This window comes from Kamptonema sp. UHCC 0994 (assembly GCF_029167235.1).
Classification (GTDB): Bacteria; Cyanobacteriota; Cyanobacteriia; order Cyanobacteriales; family Microcoleaceae; genus Kamptonema.
Map to the genome: position 1 here is coordinate 1 of NZ_JARFTR010000023.1, position 18,235 is coordinate 18,235.

At 44.7% G+C, this 18,235-nt stretch carries 16 protein-coding genes; 10 read left to right on the plus strand and 6 right to left on the minus strand.

What is annotated here, in order from left to right:
* Nucleotides 1-70: 70 nt before the first annotated feature.
* The 3 genes from PY364_RS02390 to PY364_RS02400 form a co-directional block, all read right to left on the minus strand.
* A complete protein-coding gene (locus tag PY364_RS02390; protein ID WP_275520183.1) occupies nt 71-2,323 on the minus strand; it encodes a transglycosylase domain-containing protein in 2,253 nt (750 codons plus the stop codon).
* A gap of 166 nt (nt 2,324-2,489) precedes the next feature.
* Entirely contained in the window at nt 2,490-2,993 is a 504-nt protein-coding gene (lspA, locus tag PY364_RS02395; RefSeq protein WP_275520185.1) for a signal peptidase II, read from the minus strand.
* A 16-nt stretch (nt 2,994-3,009) separates the two neighbouring features.
* Nucleotides 3,010-3,591, minus strand: coding sequence for a biotin transporter BioY (locus tag PY364_RS02400; protein ID WP_275520186.1), 582 nt, complete (start codon nt 3,589-3,591; stop codon nt 3,010-3,012).
* A 459-nt stretch (nt 3,592-4,050) separates the two neighbouring features.
* Between PY364_RS02400 and pstS the strand changes: the two genes are divergently transcribed.
* The 4 genes from pstS (at nt 4,051) to pstB (ending at nt 8,241) form a co-directional block, all read left to right on the plus strand.
* On the plus strand, nt 4,051-5,220 hold the full coding sequence (gene pstS / locus PY364_RS02405; protein WP_275520188.1) for a phosphate ABC transporter substrate-binding protein PstS: 1,170 nt from the start codon (nt 4,051-4,053) through the stop codon (nt 5,218-5,220).
* 245 nt (nt 5,221-5,465) lie between these two features.
* Nucleotides 5,466-6,422: a phosphate ABC transporter permease subunit PstC gene (gene pstC, locus PY364_RS02410; protein ID WP_275520190.1), complete on the plus strand. Its 957-nt coding sequence runs from the start codon at nt 5,466-5,468 to the stop codon at nt 6,420-6,422.
* 31 nt (nt 6,423-6,453) lie between these two features.
* Nucleotides 6,454-7,347 carry a phosphate ABC transporter permease PstA gene (gene pstA, locus PY364_RS02415; RefSeq protein ID WP_275520192.1) on the plus strand — a complete coding sequence of 298 codons (894 nt, stop codon included), beginning with the start codon at nt 6,454-6,456 and terminating at the stop codon, nt 7,345-7,347.
* Nucleotides 7,348-7,446: 99 nt separating this feature from the next.
* Nucleotides 7,447-8,241, plus strand: a complete 795-nt coding sequence (gene pstB / locus PY364_RS02420) for a phosphate ABC transporter ATP-binding protein PstB (RefSeq protein ID WP_275520194.1) — start codon at nt 7,447-7,449, stop codon at nt 8,239-8,241.
* A 284-nt stretch (nt 8,242-8,525) separates the two neighbouring features.
* Here the strand turns inward: pstB and PY364_RS02425 are convergent, their stop codons facing one another.
* A complete protein-coding gene (locus PY364_RS02425) occupies nt 8,526-8,693 on the minus strand; it encodes an NblA/ycf18 family protein (RefSeq protein WP_007353443.1) in 168 nt (55 codons plus the stop codon).
* A gap of 219 nt (nt 8,694-8,912) precedes the next feature.
* On the opposite strand from PY364_RS02425, the gene PY364_RS02430 reads away from it, so the two are divergent.
* Both PY364_RS02430 and PY364_RS02435 read left to right on the plus strand, forming a co-directional pair.
* A complete protein-coding gene (locus PY364_RS02430) occupies nt 8,913-9,506 on the plus strand; it encodes a phycobiliprotein lyase (protein ID WP_275520196.1) in 594 nt (197 codons plus the stop codon).
* Between the two features lie 615 nt (nt 9,507-10,121).
* Nucleotides 10,122-10,883 (plus strand): phycobilisome rod-core linker polypeptide, encoded by a 762-nt coding sequence (locus PY364_RS02435; RefSeq protein WP_275520199.1) that lies wholly within the window; start codon nt 10,122-10,124, stop codon nt 10,881-10,883.
* A 256-nt stretch (nt 10,884-11,139) separates the two neighbouring features.
* Here the strand turns inward: PY364_RS02435 and PY364_RS02440 are convergent, their stop codons facing one another.
* Nucleotides 11,140-11,670 carry a hypothetical protein gene (locus PY364_RS02440; RefSeq protein WP_275520202.1) on the minus strand — a complete coding sequence of 177 codons (531 nt, stop codon included), beginning with the start codon at nt 11,668-11,670 and terminating at the stop codon, nt 11,140-11,142.
* A gap of 182 nt (nt 11,671-11,852) precedes the next feature.
* Entirely contained in the window at nt 11,853-13,682 is a 1,830-nt protein-coding gene (locus tag PY364_RS02445; protein ID WP_275520204.1) for a HAMP domain-containing sensor histidine kinase, read from the minus strand.
* Nucleotides 13,683-14,204: 522 nt separating this feature from the next.
* Between PY364_RS02445 and PY364_RS02450 the strand changes: the two genes are divergently transcribed.
* From PY364_RS02450 to PY364_RS02465, 4 genes are all read left to right on the plus strand, one after another.
* Nucleotides 14,205-14,534 carry a DUF6825 family protein gene (locus PY364_RS02450; RefSeq protein ID WP_275520206.1) on the plus strand — a complete coding sequence of 110 codons (330 nt, stop codon included), beginning with the start codon at nt 14,205-14,207 and terminating at the stop codon, nt 14,532-14,534.
* Between the two features lie 31 nt (nt 14,535-14,565).
* The gene (locus PY364_RS02455; RefSeq protein ID WP_275520208.1) at nt 14,566-16,335 is read left to right on the plus strand and encodes an AarF/ABC1/UbiB kinase family protein; all 1,770 of its coding nucleotides are present in this window, start codon (nt 14,566-14,568) and stop codon (nt 16,333-16,335) included.
* Between the two features lie 177 nt (nt 16,336-16,512).
* The gene (locus PY364_RS02460) at nt 16,513-17,247 is read left to right on the plus strand and encodes a PP2C family serine/threonine-protein phosphatase (protein WP_275520210.1); all 735 of its coding nucleotides are present in this window, start codon (nt 16,513-16,515) and stop codon (nt 17,245-17,247) included.
* Between the two features lie 182 nt (nt 17,248-17,429).
* Nucleotides 17,430-18,235 (plus strand): anhydro-N-acetylmuramic acid kinase (locus tag PY364_RS02465; protein WP_275520212.1); only part of this gene is annotated, 806 nt, incomplete at its 3' end.

Consider the following 18,235-nt stretch of genomic DNA (forward strand, 5'->3'; position numbering starts at 1 on the left):
TAAAGTCACCGCCAGGATGGCGGCGTTACGTAAATCGTGTGAACGAAGCGTGCTTAATCAAACCCACATTTTACCGCACAACTTTCTCCATATAATCTCCCCACAATTGTGCCGCATTAGCGCTACCTCCACCTGTGGGAGTATTATCATCATTACCTAACCAAACTCCCGTCACCAATTCTTGACTGGGAATATAACCAATAAACCATAAATCAACATTATCATTAGTAGTTCCAGTCTTCCCCGCCTCTCCTAATCCTAAAAAAGCATTTCTCCCTGTACCTTCTCTTACCACATTTTGCAACAATTCAGTCATCGTATCGGCGACTTGAGCCGATACGACTTCCTGATTACGCGCCGGATCGTTTTGATATTCATAAATCACCCGACAACTATCAACATTATCCCGATCTTTACAATCGCTACTATCAATAATTCGCTTAATGGCATGGGGACGATTCCCCACACCACGATTAGCTAAAACCCCAAAAGCACCAGTCATTTCTAACACAGTTACTTCACTCTGTCCCAATACTAAACCAGGGACAGAATTGAGTTTAGATTTAATACCGAAACGCCTAGCCATTTGCACCACATTATCTAAACCCACATCCTGAGCAACCCTCAAAGCAATTACATTTTCAGACTGGGCTAAACCCCGATATATATCCGCACTACCACCACTGCGTTCGCAACCATCAAAAGTTTGACCTCCCCAATTTAGGGGAGCACAAGAATAAACCTTGCTAGGGGATATTCCTTGTTCAATTGCCGATGTATAAGTAAAAATTTTAAACGTCGATCCCGGTTGTCTTAGGGCTTGCGTAGCTCGATTAAATTGACTTTGTAAATAATCTACGCCCCCCGCTAAGGCTAAAATTTCCCCTGTGCTAGAGTTAAGAGTAACGACTGCACCTTGGGAAAATCCCGCTGCCGATCCTGAATTATTAACAGTATTCCGTAGCGAATTTTCAGCCGCTTTTTGGATGGTGGGATTTAAACCTGTTTCGACAATAAAATTGCCTTCTCTGGCTAACTGTTCCCCTAATAAAAACTCCAATTCGCTAAAAACATAACTGTAGAAATAAGGCGCGATCGTACTTTGTAGAAATTCTCGCGCCTTCGGGTTAATTTCAATGCGCGATCGCCTCGCTCGATCCGCCTCATCCTGGGAAATCATTCCCATTGCCCGCATCCTCTCCAACACGCGATCGCGATACTCCACCGCCAACTGATAATTCTGAATCGGATTAAAACTATTTGGCGCAGGCAAAATCCCCACCAGCGTCGCCGCCTCTGACAAACTTAAATCCTTCGCTGACTTACCAAAATAAAATCGAGCCGCATCCTCAAACCCGTAAAGGTCAATACCTAAAAACACTCGGTTTAAATAAGTCTGTAACAGCTCATCTTTACTGTAAAATGTCTCCATCTTCAGAGCCACTACCGCTTCCCGTAATTTGCGGCCGGCAGAATCTTGAGTACCGACGTAATCTCGAAATAAACTCCTTGCTAATTGCTGAGTGATCGTACTCGCGCCTTCCCGAATACCACCGCCTCGCACATTTGTGAGCACAGCTCGCAAAATCCCTAACGGATCGACACCCAAATGCCAGTTATAGCGCGAATCTTCAGAGGCAATTACTGCTTTTGGTAAATAAGGCGAAAACTCTCGTAATCGCTTTAATTCCAAGTGAGCGTTGTTATTTGGCGGCCGCAGGGGTGTTTGTCCATCACGAGCGTAGACGATTACAGGCCCCGTGACTGTCCTTGGCATTGGTCTAACATTGAATTTTGTCCACTCGATACCTACAAGTGTCGCCGCGATCGCACTTAGTCCTGTAAAGCCATAAAAACCGTAGCGAACAGCTTTCACGTACCACGCAGGCGGGTTTACATACTGAATTGTCACAGCAGCGGCCAATTCTGGCGGCCCTAGGGTGAAGATATCGCCGTGACGCAGGGAAATGCTTTTAATTCGGCGTTTACCGCGATAGATACCGTTGGTGGAGTCTTCATCTCGGAGCACGAAGGGCGATCGCCGTACAGAGTCCCGCGACAGAGACAGGTGAACTTGACTGACTACGGGATTGCGAATCACAATATCGCAGGATTTGGAAGATCGACCCAATAAGTAGCGATCGCCTAACAGCGGAAATTTCTCCGCATCAGGTGCACCCGCATCCTGAACCCAAAGTTCAGGCACTTTTGCATTGGGTTTAAGCGCCAACTGCTTAAAATTAACATTGGCGATCGTCTGGACTACTTGGGTAATCGCACCCAAGATGGTTTGAGGTTTCCGAGGCGGCTGGGGTGGTGTCATGTTTAGCTATCAGCTTTGAGCATATCAGCTATCGCTTATTCTACTCGCAACTCCAAGAACGCTGTAAAGCATTCCTGAGAGGCTAAGTTAGGACTTACGTTCTCTACTAATTTTTAATTTTTAATTTTTAATTTTCAATTATTCTTTGCTTTCTCTTCTCCAAGTTTCATCCCGACTCCTCTTGAGAATTGTTTCTTGGCGGCGGCGAATTTCTGAAAACTGCCATCAGCAAACAAATAATTCCTGCATTGATAAATACATCAGCCAAGTTGAATACTGGAAATCGAATCAGCCGAAAATCCAGAAAATCCACCACTGCACCTGAGACAAAGCGATCGATCCCATTACCGAGTGCTCCCCCCAAAATTAAGCCGTAGCCAACCTGTTCCCAGCGATTTAGCCTCGGCCCAAACCAAGCTAATATCATTAAACCTACACTCACTGCTAAAGAAAGCCACCGTAACCAATTTACACCACCGTTGCTAAACAAACTAAAAGCAGCGCCAGTATTAGTAACGTAAGTAAAGTGAAATACTCCCGGCCACAACGCCAGTGTTTCGGGAGGGACTTTCAGAGCAAAAGTTTGCACTACCCAAAGTTTACTTAGGTGATCTAAAATTAGGCTTATAGGAGCAGCAACCCAGAATAGGGGATTTTTTTTGAAACGCATGAAATGGTTAGTTAAATCAATAAAACATTAAGCATCTGAGAAAGAATGCTAACACTGTAACAGCACAAACTAATGCTAGTTGACCGGGTAGAGGATAAACCGAGTATTTCAGAATTGCTGGCATTAGAGGCAAGGCTTTTACAGTTGTCAATTGCAGGAAGTGTACCGCAACCAGATAACTTAAGCCTATAGCATGAACGCTTAGTAAACCGCACAAACAACTAAAAGCTAGAGATTCTAATCGTGGCGGCATTTTAAAAGCAAATCTGCCGCATAGCCACGCACCGGGGATAAAACCTAGCAGATAACCAAAAGTTGGCTCTTGCAGATAACCAAAACCGCCCCCTTGAGAAAAGACTGGCAGTAAGGTTAAGCCTAACGCTAAATAGGCAATTTGAGAAAGGACAGCGGCAGTTTTACCTCCCATACAACCTACCAGTAAGACGGCTCCAATCTGATAGGTGACTCCGAGCGATCGTGGCTGAAGTCCATGCTCCCAAATTAAGGCGGGATTGGCAACGAAGGCTTCTAAAAAAGTGCCGCCAATCGTAAGGAGCAAACCGACAACGGCCCAGAGTAATTCAATGGGAGCAGGCATGATGAGAATTGAAAATTAAAAATTGAAAATTAAAAATGAGAAGAATTCATCTTTAATTTTAAACTTTTAATTTTACTAGGAATTATGCAAATGTCACGCAGATCGGGATTGATTTTTAGGCACATTGTTGCGCTTGTGCGCTTAAAGGGTAAATTTAGAGAAGAAATAATTATACGCTAACTTTGACTACTTTAACAAAATCAGAGCAAAAATTTCCGATCTGCCGCAAATATCAACTTAATAGCCTCAAAACATAGATTTGCCAAGGCGGCGCGTCATCCTACATTAAATACACTTATTTTACGTGAATTAGCGATATGATATATTTATCCAGTTCCCTCTTGCTAAATGAATATAGATAAATACTTTATAAAAATTTCAATTTCTTAACCTGATCTTTACTTATAAGCGCTATCCTCTTATGGGATATTCTTTACAAAGGCTCAAGCTTTTATAATCATGCTTTTTCGCATCAATCTCATCAATCCCAACCGTTTGGGTGCATCAATTTCCGCCTTAGCCCTCACCGCGAGCCTAGCAGCTTGTGGCGGCGGTAGTACAAACAATGCCGCAACTGACAACGCCTCTCCCAGCGCTTCTCCTGTTGCGACTTCCACCAATGCCGCCAATACCAAACTCGCCCTCGCTACCGACGTAGGTTTGACAGGCGCTGGCGCGTCATTTCCTGCACCGCTTTACCAGCGCTGGTTCCAAGATTTCAACACCGCAAATCCGAAATTACAGATTAATTATCAGTCGGTGGGTAGTGGCGCAGGGGTAGAGCAGTTTACCAAAGGTACTGTAGACTTTGGAGCTAGCGACACCGCCATGAAAGATGAAGAAATCGCCAAAGTACCAGCAGATAAAGGCGTGCTATTGCTGCCGATGTCAGCAGGCAGTATCGTAATTGCTTATAACCTGCCAGACGTAACTGAACTGAAATTGCCCAGAGATGTTTATGTAGATATCTTCTTGGGTAAAATTACCAAGTGGAACGACCCCAAGATTGTTGCTGCTAATCCAGGTGCTAAGCTACCAGACCAAAATATCACAGTTGTGCACCGTTCTGACGGCAGCGGTACCACAGGAGTTTTCACAAAACACCTCAGCGCCATCAGTCCAGAATGGAAAGAAAAAGTAGGGGAAGGCAAGACAGTAGAGTGGCCCTCGGCTGGTAATGTTGGTGGCAAGGGCAATGAAGGTGTCACTGCTTCTATTCAACAAACCGTTGGCGCGATCGGCTACATTGAGTATGGCTACGCCAAGAGTAATAATGTTAAGTTTGCTGCCTTGCAAAACAAAGCAGGCAACTTTGTTGTCTACAACGATGAAGCAGGAGAAAAAACCCTTGCAGCAGTGACGCTACCTGAGAATCTCCGGGCGTTTATTCCCGATCCAGAAGGGGCTGACTCCTATCCTATTGTTAGCTACACTTGGATGCTAATTCCCAAGAAAGTTACCGATCCTAACAAAGCCAAAGCTATAGAAGCCATGATCGAATACGGCTTAAATGAAGGTCAAAAGGTGAGTGCGGAATTGGGCTATGTTCCTCTCCCCGAAAATGTTAAAGAGAAAGTGGCCGCCGCCGCTGATGGAATTAGTGCCGATTACAAGATCGAAGTCAAATAAGTAATTGGTAATTGGTAATGGCTAATCGCTAATGGCTAATGACACAATTAGTAGGTTGCATCAGGGGTTCAATTCCTAACATTCTTGCCCTTTGCTATAGCAATTAGCCATTAGCAATTAGCCATTAGCAATTAGCCATTAGCCATTAGCCATTAGCCATTAGCCATTAGCCATTAGCCATTAGCTATTAGCCATTAGCCATTACCAAACTAGGTCGAAACGAAACTATCATTTTACTTTCTTGTATGATTCCACAAGCTAACGAAGGCGGTATAGGCGATCGCTCCCGCTCTCACGCAGAAAAGTCACTAGATAATGCCTTTATCTGGCTAACTCGCATTTTAGGAGTGGGAATTGCCGTAATATTGCTAATCATCGCGATTACAGTTGCAATTAGAGCCTTACCCGCGATTGGAAAATATGGCCTAGGATTTCTGTTTTCAAGTAGCTGGAACCCCGTTAAAGACGAGTACGGGGCGCTACCGATGATTTACGGAACGATCGTCAGCTCTGCGATCGCGCTGTTTTTAGCAGTACCATTAGGTGTAGGAACCGCTATTTTCCTAAGCGAGGATTTTCTGCCCCCGCCGATACGCACAACGCTGGTTTTTTTGGTAGAGCTTTTAGCCGCTATCCCCAGCGTCGTCTATGGCTTATGGGGAATTTACGTTTTAATTCCCCTGATCAAGCCTGTAGGACAATTCCTAAACGGCTATTTCGGCTGGCTACCATTTTTCAGCACTCCTCCAGTGGGCCCTGGAATGCTACCTGCGGGAATAGTTTTGGCAATTATGACTTTGCCAATTATTACAGCAATTTCTCGCGATTCTCTAGCTAGTCTTCCTCCTGAATTGCGTCAAGCATCTCTGGGTTTGGGAGCCAGCCGGTGGACTACGATTTTTAGAGTGTTAGTACCCGCTGCTTTCTCTGGAATTGTCGGCGGAATTATGCTAGGTCTAGGTCGCGCGATGGGAGAAACAATGGCTGCTACGCTGTTAATTGGAAATTCCAATCAGTTAAGCCTTTCTCTCCTAGCTCCTGGTAATACTATTGCCTCTTTGCTAGCGAATCAATTTGCTGAAGCCTCTGGCTTGCAAGTAGCAGCTTTAATGTACGCAGGGTTAATTCTATTTGCTTTAACGCTGATAGTTAATATCTTTGCTGAGTTGATTGTCTCTCGCGTCAGAGCGAAGTACAACTAGAAATCTGCCCATCCGTTTAGAGTCTTACTTTATGTCTACTAGCGTTGAAGATCCCAACTCTTTTGGCTCCGGTTCCTTTAGTTTAAAAAAGTCTCAAAGCAGTCCGCGATCGATTTTCAATATTGGCATGACTATCCTGGCAGGAACTTGTCTGACAATTGCGATTTTGCCTTTATTTGCAGTGCTGTTATACGTCGCTGCCAAAGGTATAAACCGCCTAAACTTGGACTTGCTTATTAAACTGCCTCCGGCTCCCGGACTCTCGGGAGGTGGCATAGCTAATGCAATTCTCGGAACTTTGATGACTGTAGGAATTGGGACTTTAATTGCCGTTCCTTTTGGTGTTTTAGCCGCAGTTTATTTGTCTGAGTTTAGCAAAGGTCAGTGGGCCCGTTGGATTCGTTTTGCGACTAACGTTCTTAGTGGTGTTCCTTCAATTATGGCTGGCTTATTTGCTTACGGGTTGCTGGTAGTAACTCTAGGTAATTTCTCAGCACTTGCCGGCGGTGTGGCCCTAGCAGTGCTGATGTTGCCAACTATAGTACGGACAACTGATGAAGCGTTACAAATCGTCCCTCAAGATATTAGATGGGCCTCTGTTGGCGTGGGGGCTTCTAATTACCAAACTGTCTTAAGAGTAGTTCTGCCGGCAGCAATTCCGGCTATTTTAACAGGGGTAACGCTGGCAATTGCTCGTGCTGCTGGTGAAACTGCGCCTTTAATTTTTACTGCGCTTAATTCGCCTTTTTGGCCAAAAGGATTATTGGAACCAACTCCATCTCTGTCTGTTTTGGTTTACAACTTTGCGACAGTTCCTTTTAAAGCACAGCAGGAGTTGGCTTGGGCCGCTTCTTTGATTTTGGTGTTTTTAGTTTTGCTGACAAGTGTGCTGTCTCGTTTGGCAACTCGTCAGAAAGTCTATTAAGCCTCTCTGAATATTGGGTATGCAAGCCCGATCGTGTCTAGGTTAAAACTTAAGTTCGATCGCTATCTATTGAGTAAAAATTGATTGGAGAATGCTTTTATGCACTTGGAAAAAGAACCGGAAATTGTTTTACAAACAGACAATATCAATATCTATTACGGTAATTTTTTAGCCGTTAAGGATGCTTCTCTCAGTATTGCTAAAAATGAAATTACTGCTTTTATTGGGCCTTCTGGTTGCGGCAAAAGTACGATCCTGCGATGTTTTAATCGCCTTAATGATTTGGTTTACGGTTTTCGCCTAAAAGGACAAATTTATTACCACAACCAAAATCTCTACGATGCTGATGTAGATCCAGTAGAAGTACGCCGTAAAATTGGTATGGTTTTCCAAAAACCTAACCCTTTTCCGAAGTCGATTTACGATAATATCGCTTATGGGGCAAGGGTGAATAATTATAAGGGAGATATGGATGAGTTGGTGGAGCGATCGCTCCGTCAAGCTTATCTATGGGATGAGGTGAAAAATAAGCTTAAACAAAGCGGTTTCTCGCTGTCTGGGGGTCAGCAGCAACGCCTTTGTATCGCCCGTGCGATCGCCATTAATCCTGACGTGGTATTAATGGATGAACCCTGTGCTTCTCTTGACCCGATTTCAACTCTCAAAATTGAAGAGTTAATGCGAGAACTTAAAGAGCAGTACACGATTGTTATCGTTACCCATAATATGCAGCAAGCCTCCAGAGTTTCCGATATGACTGCATTTTTTAATGCTAAACTCTCCGAAGATGGCAAGCGTTTTGGCTATCTCGTTGAGTGTGATAAGACTGAAGTTATTTTCCAAAGTCCGAAAGAAGAGGCGACGCTGGAATATGTGAGCGGACGTTTTGGTTAAATTTGAGGATTGTTGGGCTTTGCCAAAGTTTACGCTAAGACTTGTAGAGTGTGTCAGAGTAAGTTCTAAATAATATAATCAGTAGAGTTTCTGGCGCACTCTTAAAAACACACCTAAACACACAAAACCCGCAAACGCGGGTAAAACTAAGTCATTTTTAAGTGGACAATAGTTTTTTGTGTAGCCACAATTTCCAATCGCGCGGGTAATGATTCTTTGAACAGCCGCGATTGGAAATCGCATGATATCTGATGCTGACGGCCTTAAAGTCAGTGTCAAGTCGATCACGCGCTTTTCAGCCAATTCTTGTACAAGTTTTCTTTAACCATACTTTGCCTCAGCACCTCGACGAGATACTCTTGAGCTTGTTCAAGACTCAGGTGCTTGACTTCATCGCGCAAAACTTGCAGTTTGAATTGTTGTTCTAAGCTAAGACCTGTGGGCATTTCCATAATTCACTCCTCCAAATCTATAAGGGAGATATTTTAAGAACGACGTTGGCTTGGGTTCTTTGTATCCCCTTAATTGTAAATTATAGTTACATAGTATTGACAATCTGTCCAAAGTAAACATTTTCGTACTTATCTATGTAGCAAAAGTACATCTAAGTGGGTATGGCCCTATCATAAAAGGGTGAAAAGCAGGCAGGATGAGCCAAAGGAGCTAGTCTAATGGACGCAATGGAGTTTTTTCAAAGAAGTGCTGGCCTGTGGCGATCGCAGCGCAGCATCCATCACCTAGCCTTCCGACAAGCGGAACTGGGAGATTCAAATATTGAGGTGACAGCCTTGGCGGCGGACGATCCGCGAGTCGCTGAAATTTGCCAGATGCACGAAATTGAACCCAGTCAGGCAGCGGGTGGTGCTTTTGTGACTTGGCACGGCTCGATGGCCTGGGACAAAGAAGATGAGAATCACAAGGGGTCTACGGTGTTCGCGATCGTACCCGATGCAGAAAATCCCAGACAAGGCCTAATGCTACGAGAGCGTGGCTATGCGGAAATCGTCCCCGTAGCTGGACGCTATGAGATGGATGCTGAGGATGGATTGGTATTAATTACAGAATACGAAACCATGAGTTCGATCGAGCGCTTCTGGTTCGCTAACCCCAACGTGCGGATGCGGACAAGTTCAGTCAAGCGCTTTGGCGGTTTCAGCACCTCTACTTTCTGTACAGAAATCCGTGTAGAACCAGACTCAGAGAATGATACTCCTGTACAGGAGGAACTAGCACCAGACCAATTTTACTCAGCTCTCGGTTGGTAGGGAGAGGAGGAAAGGGAGGATTTAGTCACAGCAGTCGTCAACAAATGTTAAAGATTGTTGCGTAATTTCAGAAAAATCAGATTTAGATTGCTGGAATCCCCTACTCTGTAATGATGGCTAGTTATAAAAAATACCCTGAAAACTCGCTCGACTTTAGTCCAGGGATGAAAGGGCGTTGCAGGATTTATCCTGCCCACTCGTCTTGACAAACTGATTTAGGCTTGTTATTTTGGGGCAACGAACGAAGGTTGGTGAAAAACCCGACAGTCGCAAACCGTAAGTAAAACAAGTAGCCATAGACTCTAACATGAGCGAGTGGGTAGTGGGTATCTGACTTACCCTTTAAGAACCCAAATTTGGGCGGATTCATCCCCCAAATTTTGTCCTTAAGAATCCCCGCGTATGACAGACCGGGGAGTGTCAAAGCAATACACTAGCTGTTGATAAAATAGCGGCGAACTTAGGCTCTTACCTAAGTAGAGTAAGTTCAGTAAAGGGACTTTGACATCCCTAGCTAGAGCAACTCTCTAAGTCGAAATGAATCCCCGTGTCTTCAGAGCGGGGAGAGTCAAAGTGTCAACAACTTCTGAAAATTAAGATTACGGAGATTGTAACGTGGCGCTTCCTTTATTAAGCTACGGCCCTAAGAGCCAAAACCAGCGTGTTTCTAATTTTGAAACCGGGGGCGACGAGCAGCCTAGAGTTTTTACAACTGAAAATGTCCTGAGTTCAGGGGACATCGAAGGTTTAATTTGGGCCGCCTATCGCCAGATTTACAGCGAACACCAAATCCTGAAGAGCAACCGTCAGGTATCTTTGGAATCGCAACTCAAGTGCGGCCAAATTACTGTACGGGACTTCATTCGCGGTTTAGCGACTTCCGATCCCTTCCTACGGCGGAATTACCAAACCAACAGTAACTATCGCTTTGTAGAAATGTGCGTACAGCGCATTTTAGGCCGCGATGTTTACAGCAACCGCGAAAAGATCGCTTGGTCGATTGTGGTTGTTAACAAAGGGCCCCAAGGGTTTATCGATGAGCTCCTCAACAGCGAAGAGTACCTAAGCGCATTTGGCTACGATAAAGTGCCTTATCAGCAACGGCGGATTTTACCCCAACGGAAAGAAGGGGAAACACCTTTTAATCTGAAAACCCCTCGCTACGGTGCATACCACCGCTCGCAGTTGGGCTTCCCGCAAATGATTTGGCAGACAAGCGTGCGCCGTTTTGTTCCTCAAGAACAACAGGCAAAGGCTGGCGATCCGTCGCAGTATTTGAATATGGCGCGGCAGATGCCAGTACCCGCAACTCCGCCCTCGCGAGTGCCTTTGGCAAATCTCAATATCGAGACTACGGTTCCTTATCGCCGCCGATAAAATTTGCTCTCTTAGCCGATTCCAGAGCGCTAGAAAGCTAACTGAATCTATCAGATTTGACTTTCTGGATTTTGAGTTTTGAGTTTTGAGGTTTGAGTTTTTGTTAACTCAGAATCCAAAACTCAGAACTCATAATTTTTTAGAGGGGCTAGGGGCTAGGGGCTAGGGACTAGGGAAAGAAGGGAAAGAGGGGAAGAGAGTCAATAGTGTCAGCCATAAGCGAGTGTCCTAACCGTTGTGACGGTTGCTATATCATCTAACGCGGTTGATTTAAAAAACGTCCCGCCAACATCATCGCATCTCCAATATCGACATCATTATCGCCATCTGCATCTAAAAAGGAACTCAACAGCGAATTTTGCCCAGACTGTGGATTTTGAGCATTACTTCCCATTTGCAGTAAATTAAGTACCAGAGGAATCAAAACAGGAATCATAGCTTGAATTGTGCCCTCATCTATACCAGTTCTTTGAGCGATCGCCTGAGCAATTTGTGTTACCTGGTTAGGATTAAATAAACTCTGAACGGCTTGAATATTGGGAGTTGTGCCACTGTATTGATTGACAATTGCTTCGGCTTGTGAGTTACCAGATTGCGATCGCACATCTTGCAAAGCCGATCGCACATAACCGCCTAACATTGACACTGCCATTTGAGCAGTTCCCAGATCTACACCGTAGTTATTGCCCAGTTGTTGGACAGTACCGACAATATTATCCAACTGATTTGGACTAGCCTGCTGATTTGGATTCTCGATCGCGCCCAAAATTTGGTCAAATAAGCCCATAATTGTAACCTCACTGTGCCATTGCTAAACTCTAGATTCTTTACTCATTAAACCCTTTACTATTATAAATCATTATAATGAGGATTGCGTAATAGTTAATGGTTAGTACTTAGTAGTTATCAGCAATTAGCAATTACCAATTACCAATTACCAATTACCAATTACCAATTACCAATTACCAATTAATGTTTAACAGGTAAAGCAATTATAAACTCTGTTCCCGTTCCCACTTCTGACCAAAAATTAATTGTCCCCCCGTGTTTCTCTACTATAATATTTCGGCTAATTGCCAAACCTAACCCAGTTCCCACACCTCTAGGTTTCGTTGTGAAAAAAGTTTGAAACATCTTCTCTTGAGTTACCGCTGCAATACCCGTACCATTATCTGCAATCTTTATCAGCACAAAATCTAGATCCAGGAATTCTGTAGCGATTGTAATTGTAGGTGAAAAGCTCATTTTATTACTCATTTCTTCTATGTTTTTAATTGTATTAGCACCATTACCTGAATTAGCTTTATCTCTTTCTTCCGCTTCTTCTAAAGCATCAAGGGCATTGCTTAAGATATTCATAAATACCTGGTAAAGCAAACCCATATACCCTTCAACATTGGGAATTTCGCCATAACTACGAATAATTTTAATCCCTTTTTTAACCCGGCTGTTAAGAATTAGCAGCGTACTTTCAATACAAGCGTGAATATCGACGGGGTGAGGCATTGCCTGATCCAGACGAGAAAAGTCTTTCAAACTTAAGATAATAGCCTTAGCCCTTTCCGCACCTACTTTCATCGACTGCAATATTTTGGGCAAATCTTCTTTCAAAAAATCGATGTCAATTTTATCAGCTTGTTCTGTAAGTGCTGAAGATGGGTTGGGAGTTTCCGCTTCGTAGGTTGCTAGCAGTGATAACAGATCATCAATATAATCTTTAGCCGGGTCTATATTACCATAGATAAAGTTGATAGGATTATTAACTTCGTGAGCCACACCTGCCAACATTCGCCCCAGACTTGCCATTTTCTCGCTCTGAATTAGTTGAGATTCTTTTTCAGCTTGTAATTCTGCCAATAGATGCTTTACCTTAAGAATTAATTGATTGAGCGAAATTGTCAAAACTCCCACTTCATCTTCCGAAGTAACAGGTGCTTGCAAGTCAAAATTAGATTCTTCAGTTGCTTGTTGAGCGATTTTAGTTACTGACTTCAGAGGACGTGCGATCGCATAGCTGGTGTAGTTAGCTAACAGTAACGCTATCAAAACTGATAGTAGCATACTGGAAACAAGTATGTGCGATCGCAATACCTCTGCCTGAAATGAAGCTACCCGCGCCAAATCTTCTTGCTTGTCTGCCGCCTCCATGAGTTCTGCTAACTCATCTGCTAGATTATCTAGCTTAAATCCAATTTTATCCTTAACAAAATCCGATAGTAATTTGTCAGCCTTAGCTACCCCAGTCTTGCTCTTTTTCAAAACTGCAATTTGCTCAATAATTTTATCTAGCTTTTGGATATAAACTTCTAGCGATTGCTCGTAATTTTGTATAAAAGGCTTGACACCTTCTACCTGTGCTATATCTGCCTCAGATTGAAGTTCAGATAACAGTTTCTTCAATCTGTCAGCGTTTTTTTGTAGCTGCTTATATTTTTGATCGAACAATTCTGGCTGCTGTAGCCAATAAACTAAGCGCTGCTGGTAAATTTGCGTCCGCAGCAAAGCCGTTTGCAAATCCCTCAAGTGGCGATTTTCCTCATCAATATCAACTTGCAGCGCCGCTTTTTGATAGTAATAATTGCCTGCTGTCAGCCCTATTATTATTCCCCCAACAGCAACGCCAAGAGCAACTGCATAGCCGCCGCGAATCTTGCTGCGAATGCTGAGGTTCCTAAACTTCTGTGCAAGCTTCTTTAAGAGACTACTTGGAAAACCTACATGACGGCGCGAAGCCGGATGAGGCTCCGTTAAAGTAGGAACAGCATTTTGGAAAGACTTGTTTGGATTTTCAGGCTTCATAGGAGCAAAGCTGCGATTTATTTAGCAATACAACTTAGGTTCAATCGACTCACAGTCAAGCGAACATCATCCCGCTAAACTAAAAGAACCTACTTCATAAGTATAGCAACTCAGGGCATCAGCATGACTCGGCTTATCCACGACAAAGTTGCCTGCATATTACCGAGAATAATTATTAACTCTCTTTTGCCCAGTACAAGCGCCCAAGAAATTTGCGATTGCCGATCAAAAGAGTTAGAGATTAGGCGAAGCTTTCAGGATTTAGTGCTATATTTAGAATCAGAATAGTTGCCAAAAGTTTACTTAATGGCATCCTAAATCAGGACAGCAATACGCTCCGATATGTTAAGCTAAAAATATTTGATTTTCATTGATGAAACAGAGAGCAACCTTAATTACCTCTCAAGAGAGTGGGCTTTTTATGTATAGGACTTACGCAAAAACAACGTATTTCTGTAGAATCCGGCAGCAATACAGACAAGCAAGTTATAATTCTTTGCGGACGAGCGCAAAAATAAATCCATGAGTAAACCCCCAGTTCATGCCTTTTTTGTCGGCAGAGCCGTTGCCGAAGCACTCTACGAACAGCTTGAGAGTGTACTAACCAGCGCTCTCTCCGAACTTGGTAAATTTGATGCCGAGCAGCGGGAACGCTTGCGGCATTTCTATGAATCAGTCGAGGAACGAGCTAATAGAGAGGCCCAAGCAGCGATGCAAGCACGGGAGACGACTGCGATCGTGCAGATAGACTCCCAACCAGCCTCAGACCTACAAGCGACCATTGACGAGCTGCGGGCAGAAGTTGCCCTTGTGAGGTCTGAGCTGCAACGCTACCGTAGCCGTTTGCAGTAAGTGCTTTTATACAACCTATTTGGGAACCCCAGTGTCTGCTCTCCTTGATGATTCCGTTAACCGTAAGCGAAATACGAAGCTTACTGGCAGTTCCTTACAGCCAAAAATTGCTGGCAAATCCTATCGGCAAAAATCGTACCGCTGGAATCGGGATAATTACTCCCGCCATCGGCGGTTTATTGACATTTGGGCCTTTGTTTTAACCTGGCTGGCTTGGCTGTGGCTAGACAGTAAAGATTGGAGCTACCTGGGAGGCGTTACTGAAGAAAAGAAGAATGCTAGACGCAGAATACAGGCAGCCTGGGTGCGAGAAACACTTCTGGATCTGGGGCCTACTTTCATTAAAGTAGGGCAGCTATTCTCCACACGAGCGGATTTGTTTCCTGGGGAGTACGTAGAAGAGCTTTCTAAACTGCAAGATAGAGTTCCTGCCTTCAGTTACGAGCAGGTAGAAATCATTATCGAGCAGGACTTCGGCAAGCCAATTCAGGAACTCTACCAGAACTTTGACCCTATACCTCTGGCAGCAGCCAGTTTGGGTCAAGTACACAAAGCTCAAATCCATTCCGGTCAAGAAGTAGTCGTCAAGGTACAGCGGCCGGGGTTGCGGAAGCTGTTCGAGATTGACTTGCAGATTCTTAAGGGAATTGCCCGCTACTTTCAAAACCATCCCAAATGGGGACGCGGCCGGGATTGGATGGGCATTTACGAAGAGTGTTGTCGGATTCTATGGCTGGAAATTGATTATCTCAACGAAGGTCGGAATGCTGATACTTTTCGCCGCAATTTTCGCAAGTCTGACTGGGTGCGAGTGCCGCGAGTTTACTGGCAATATGCGGCTCCACGAGTGCTGACTTTGGAATATCTGCCGGGGATTAAAATCAGTAACTATGAGGCGTTGGAAGCTGCGGGGCTCGATCGTGCCGCGATCGCACAAATGGGAGCTAAAGCTTATCTTCAACAATTACTTAATGATGGCTTTTTCCACGCTGACCCCCACCCCGGAAATATCGCTGTTAGCCCCGAAGGAGGGCTAATTTTCTACGATTTTGGCATGATGGGGGTGATCGAAGCCAACGTCCGCGAAGGACTGATGGAAACTCTCTACGGCATTGCTTCCAAAGATGGCCAGCGCATCATCAACTCCTTAGTTAATTTGGGAGCATTGGTTCCTACAGGGGATATGGGGCCAGTGCGGCGATCGATCCAGTTTATGCTGGACAACTTTATGGACAAGCCCTTTGAGGCCCAATCCGTTACCAAAATTACTGATGACCTCTACGAAATTGCCTACGACCAACCTTTTCGCTTTCCCGCAACTTTCACTTTCGTGATGCGGGCTTTTTCGACAATTGATGGGGTAGGCAGAGGTTTAGATCCTAAGTTCAATTTTATGGAGGTGGCACAGCCGTTTGCCATAGACCTTATGAAAAGTGGAAGCGCTCAAGATACAACTAGCAGCATTTTTAATGAGATTGGCCGTCAAGCTGCCCAGGTAAGTTCGAGTGCCTTGGGCTTGCCTCGCCGGATTGAAGAAACCATTGATAAGTTAGAGCAGGGAGATATTCGCGTCCGCGTCCGTGCTGCGGAAACTGACCGTCTGCTGCGACGCATCAGCATTGTTCAGATGGGAACTAACTACGCCCTGCTGTTCAGCGCTTTTACTTTGTCGGCTACGATCTTGTTTGTCAACGATCGGGTATGGTTAGCAGTGGTGGTGATTATTCTGGCCTCCATCATGGGATTTGCCCTGTGGCGGCAACTCCGCCGCATTGACCGCATGGATCGTCGTGAGACTTAAGCCTCAAGCGTGAGTATTGTTCTAGTTGAGTTTCAGCTCAGCAAAACAAAGTTCACACGACCAAGATTCTTGCCTAAAATAACAACAGATATGCGATACTAGCAAAATAAGTTAGGCAGACCTTAAAAAAAATACCTGCCATTTACCTTTGCAAGTTTGATGAATTCAACCGCCAATATGAAACGCTCTTTCGCAGGTAAGACAGACACAGGGCTGGTTCGTTCCGTCAACCAAGATTCTTACCACATCGACCCGGAGGGGCGATTTTTCATAGTGGCGGATGGTATGGGAGGACACGCAGGCGGCCAAGAGGCTAGCCGGATCGCTACCCAGGCGATACAGTCTTATCTCAACGAACACTGGAACAGCCCGCAGGAGTCTTCAGAATTACTGGAAAAAGCTTTTTTAGCAGCTAATCAGGCAATTTTGCAAGATCAACAAAAGCATATAGAACGCTCGGATATGGGGACTACTGCGGTAGCAGTAATTTTTCGCCAAGAGGGAGAACCTTGGTTCGCTAATATTGGCGATTCTCGCCTCTATCGGCTGCGGGGATCGGAACTTCAACAAATTACTGAAGATCAAACTTGGGTAGCGCAGGCTGTGAAAAGAAAGGCTTTGACTCCAGATCAAGCTCGGAGTCACCCTTGGCGGCACGTTTTGTCACAGTGTTTGGGACGGGAAGATTTGGGTGAAATTGAGATTTCGCCTATGGATGTGCAGCCAGGAGATCGCTTGTTGCTATGCAGTGATGGTTTGACTGAGGAACTTTCGGACTCTTTGATCGCTTCGCCTCTCAAATCGATTCGTGCTTGTGAAAAGGCAGCAACGGCTCTGGTGAATGCGGCGAAGGATAAGGGAGGTCGTGATAATATTACGGTGGTAATTGTAGCAATTGATATGCTTAAATAACTAATTGGTTAGTTGTTAGTTGTTAGTTGTTAGTTGTTAACGGTTAACGGTTAACGGTTAAGCTTTTACACATTTAATTTGTATATGAATTCATCAACATATTCCTCCCATTCCAAATAACAAATTTATTCCTTACGTAACAACTAACAATCAACAACCAACAACTAACAATTAACAATTCCATGACTCGCGTTATCGGTTTAATTAGTGGCACTTCGGTAGATGGCATTGATGCTGCTTTGGTGGATATTTCTGGTTCGGAAAGCGATTTAAAGGTGGAACTTCTGGGCTCTGCTATTTATCCCTATCCTGCTGATTTGCGATCGCAAATTTTGGCAGTATGCGGCGGGAGTGTCCTAAGTATGGCAGAACTAGCTGAATTAGATGACGCGATCGCCATAGAATTTTCTCAAGCAGCATTGACAATTCAAGATAAATATGGTATAGCAGACCTGATCGGTTCTCACGGTCAAACAGTCTACCATCGACCACCAAAGGAACGGCGAAGCGAGGACAGAGAGAAAGAAGAAGAAAAGGGTAGTTGGGGAAAAAATTCCTCCGATGTAAGACTCAAAGCTCAAAATACTCTTGGTTATAGCCTTCAACTAGGTCGAGGAGCAGTAATTGCCCATCTAACAGGTCTCCCTACAGTGAGTAACTTCCGAGCCGCTGATATTGCCGTTGGTGGTCAAGGAGCACCTCTAGTACCCATTGTTGATGCCTGTTTACTCAGCCATCCTACCTATAATCGCTGTATTCAAAATCTAGGCGGCATTGGTAATGTAACTTATTTGCCTTGTCGGGGAGCAGAGGGGCAGGGGAGCAGAGGGGCAGAGGGGCAGAGGGGAGATTTCCATCTTCCATCTCCCCCCCTCCCCCGCCCCCCCGCCCCCCCCCCCCCCCCCCCCCACCCTCTAGGTTGGGACCCGGGGCCAGGGAAAGACCTTTTGGTGTTGTCCGGGCACACCCCTCTTGTGTGCACCAAAAC

Bases quoted from the DNA above. Each gene is read 5' to 3' on its own strand.
- PY364_RS02390 (WP_275520183.1), bottom strand. From the start codon at position 2,323: ATGACACCACCCCAGCCGCCTCGGAAACCTCAAACCATCTTGGGTGCG.
- lspA (WP_275520185.1), bottom strand. From the start codon at position 2,993: ATGCGTTTCAAAAAAAATCCCCTATTCTGGGTTGCTGCTCCTATAAGC.
- PY364_RS02460 (WP_275520210.1), top strand. From the start codon at position 16,513: ATGAAACGCTCTTTCGCAGGTAAGACAGACACAGGGCTGGTTCGTTCC.
- pstB (WP_275520194.1), top strand. From the start codon at position 7,447: ATGCACTTGGAAAAAGAACCGGAAATTGTTTTACAAACAGACAATATC.
- pstC (WP_275520190.1), top strand. From the start codon at position 5,466: ATGATTCCACAAGCTAACGAAGGCGGTATAGGCGATCGCTCCCGCTCT.
- PY364_RS02425 (WP_007353443.1), bottom strand. From the start codon at position 8,693: ATGGAAATGCCCACAGGTCTTAGCTTAGAACAACAATTCAAACTGCAA.
- PY364_RS02445 (WP_275520204.1), bottom strand. From the start codon at position 13,682: ATGAAGCCTGAAAATCCAAACAAGTCTTTCCAAAATGCTGTTCCTACT.
- PY364_RS02400 (WP_275520186.1), bottom strand. From the start codon at position 3,591: ATGCCTGCTCCCATTGAATTACTCTGGGCCGTTGTCGGTTTGCTCCTT.
- pstA (WP_275520192.1), top strand. From the start codon at position 6,454: ATGTCTACTAGCGTTGAAGATCCCAACTCTTTTGGCTCCGGTTCCTTT.
- PY364_RS02430 (WP_275520196.1), top strand. From the start codon at position 8,913: ATGGACGCAATGGAGTTTTTTCAAAGAAGTGCTGGCCTGTGGCGATCG.
- pstS (WP_275520188.1), top strand. From the start codon at position 4,051: ATGCTTTTTCGCATCAATCTCATCAATCCCAACCGTTTGGGTGCATCA.
- PY364_RS02440 (WP_275520202.1), bottom strand. From the start codon at position 11,670: ATGGGCTTATTTGACCAAATTTTGGGCGCGATCGAGAATCCAAATCAG.
- PY364_RS02450 (WP_275520206.1), top strand. From the start codon at position 14,205: ATGAGTAAACCCCCAGTTCATGCCTTTTTTGTCGGCAGAGCCGTTGCC.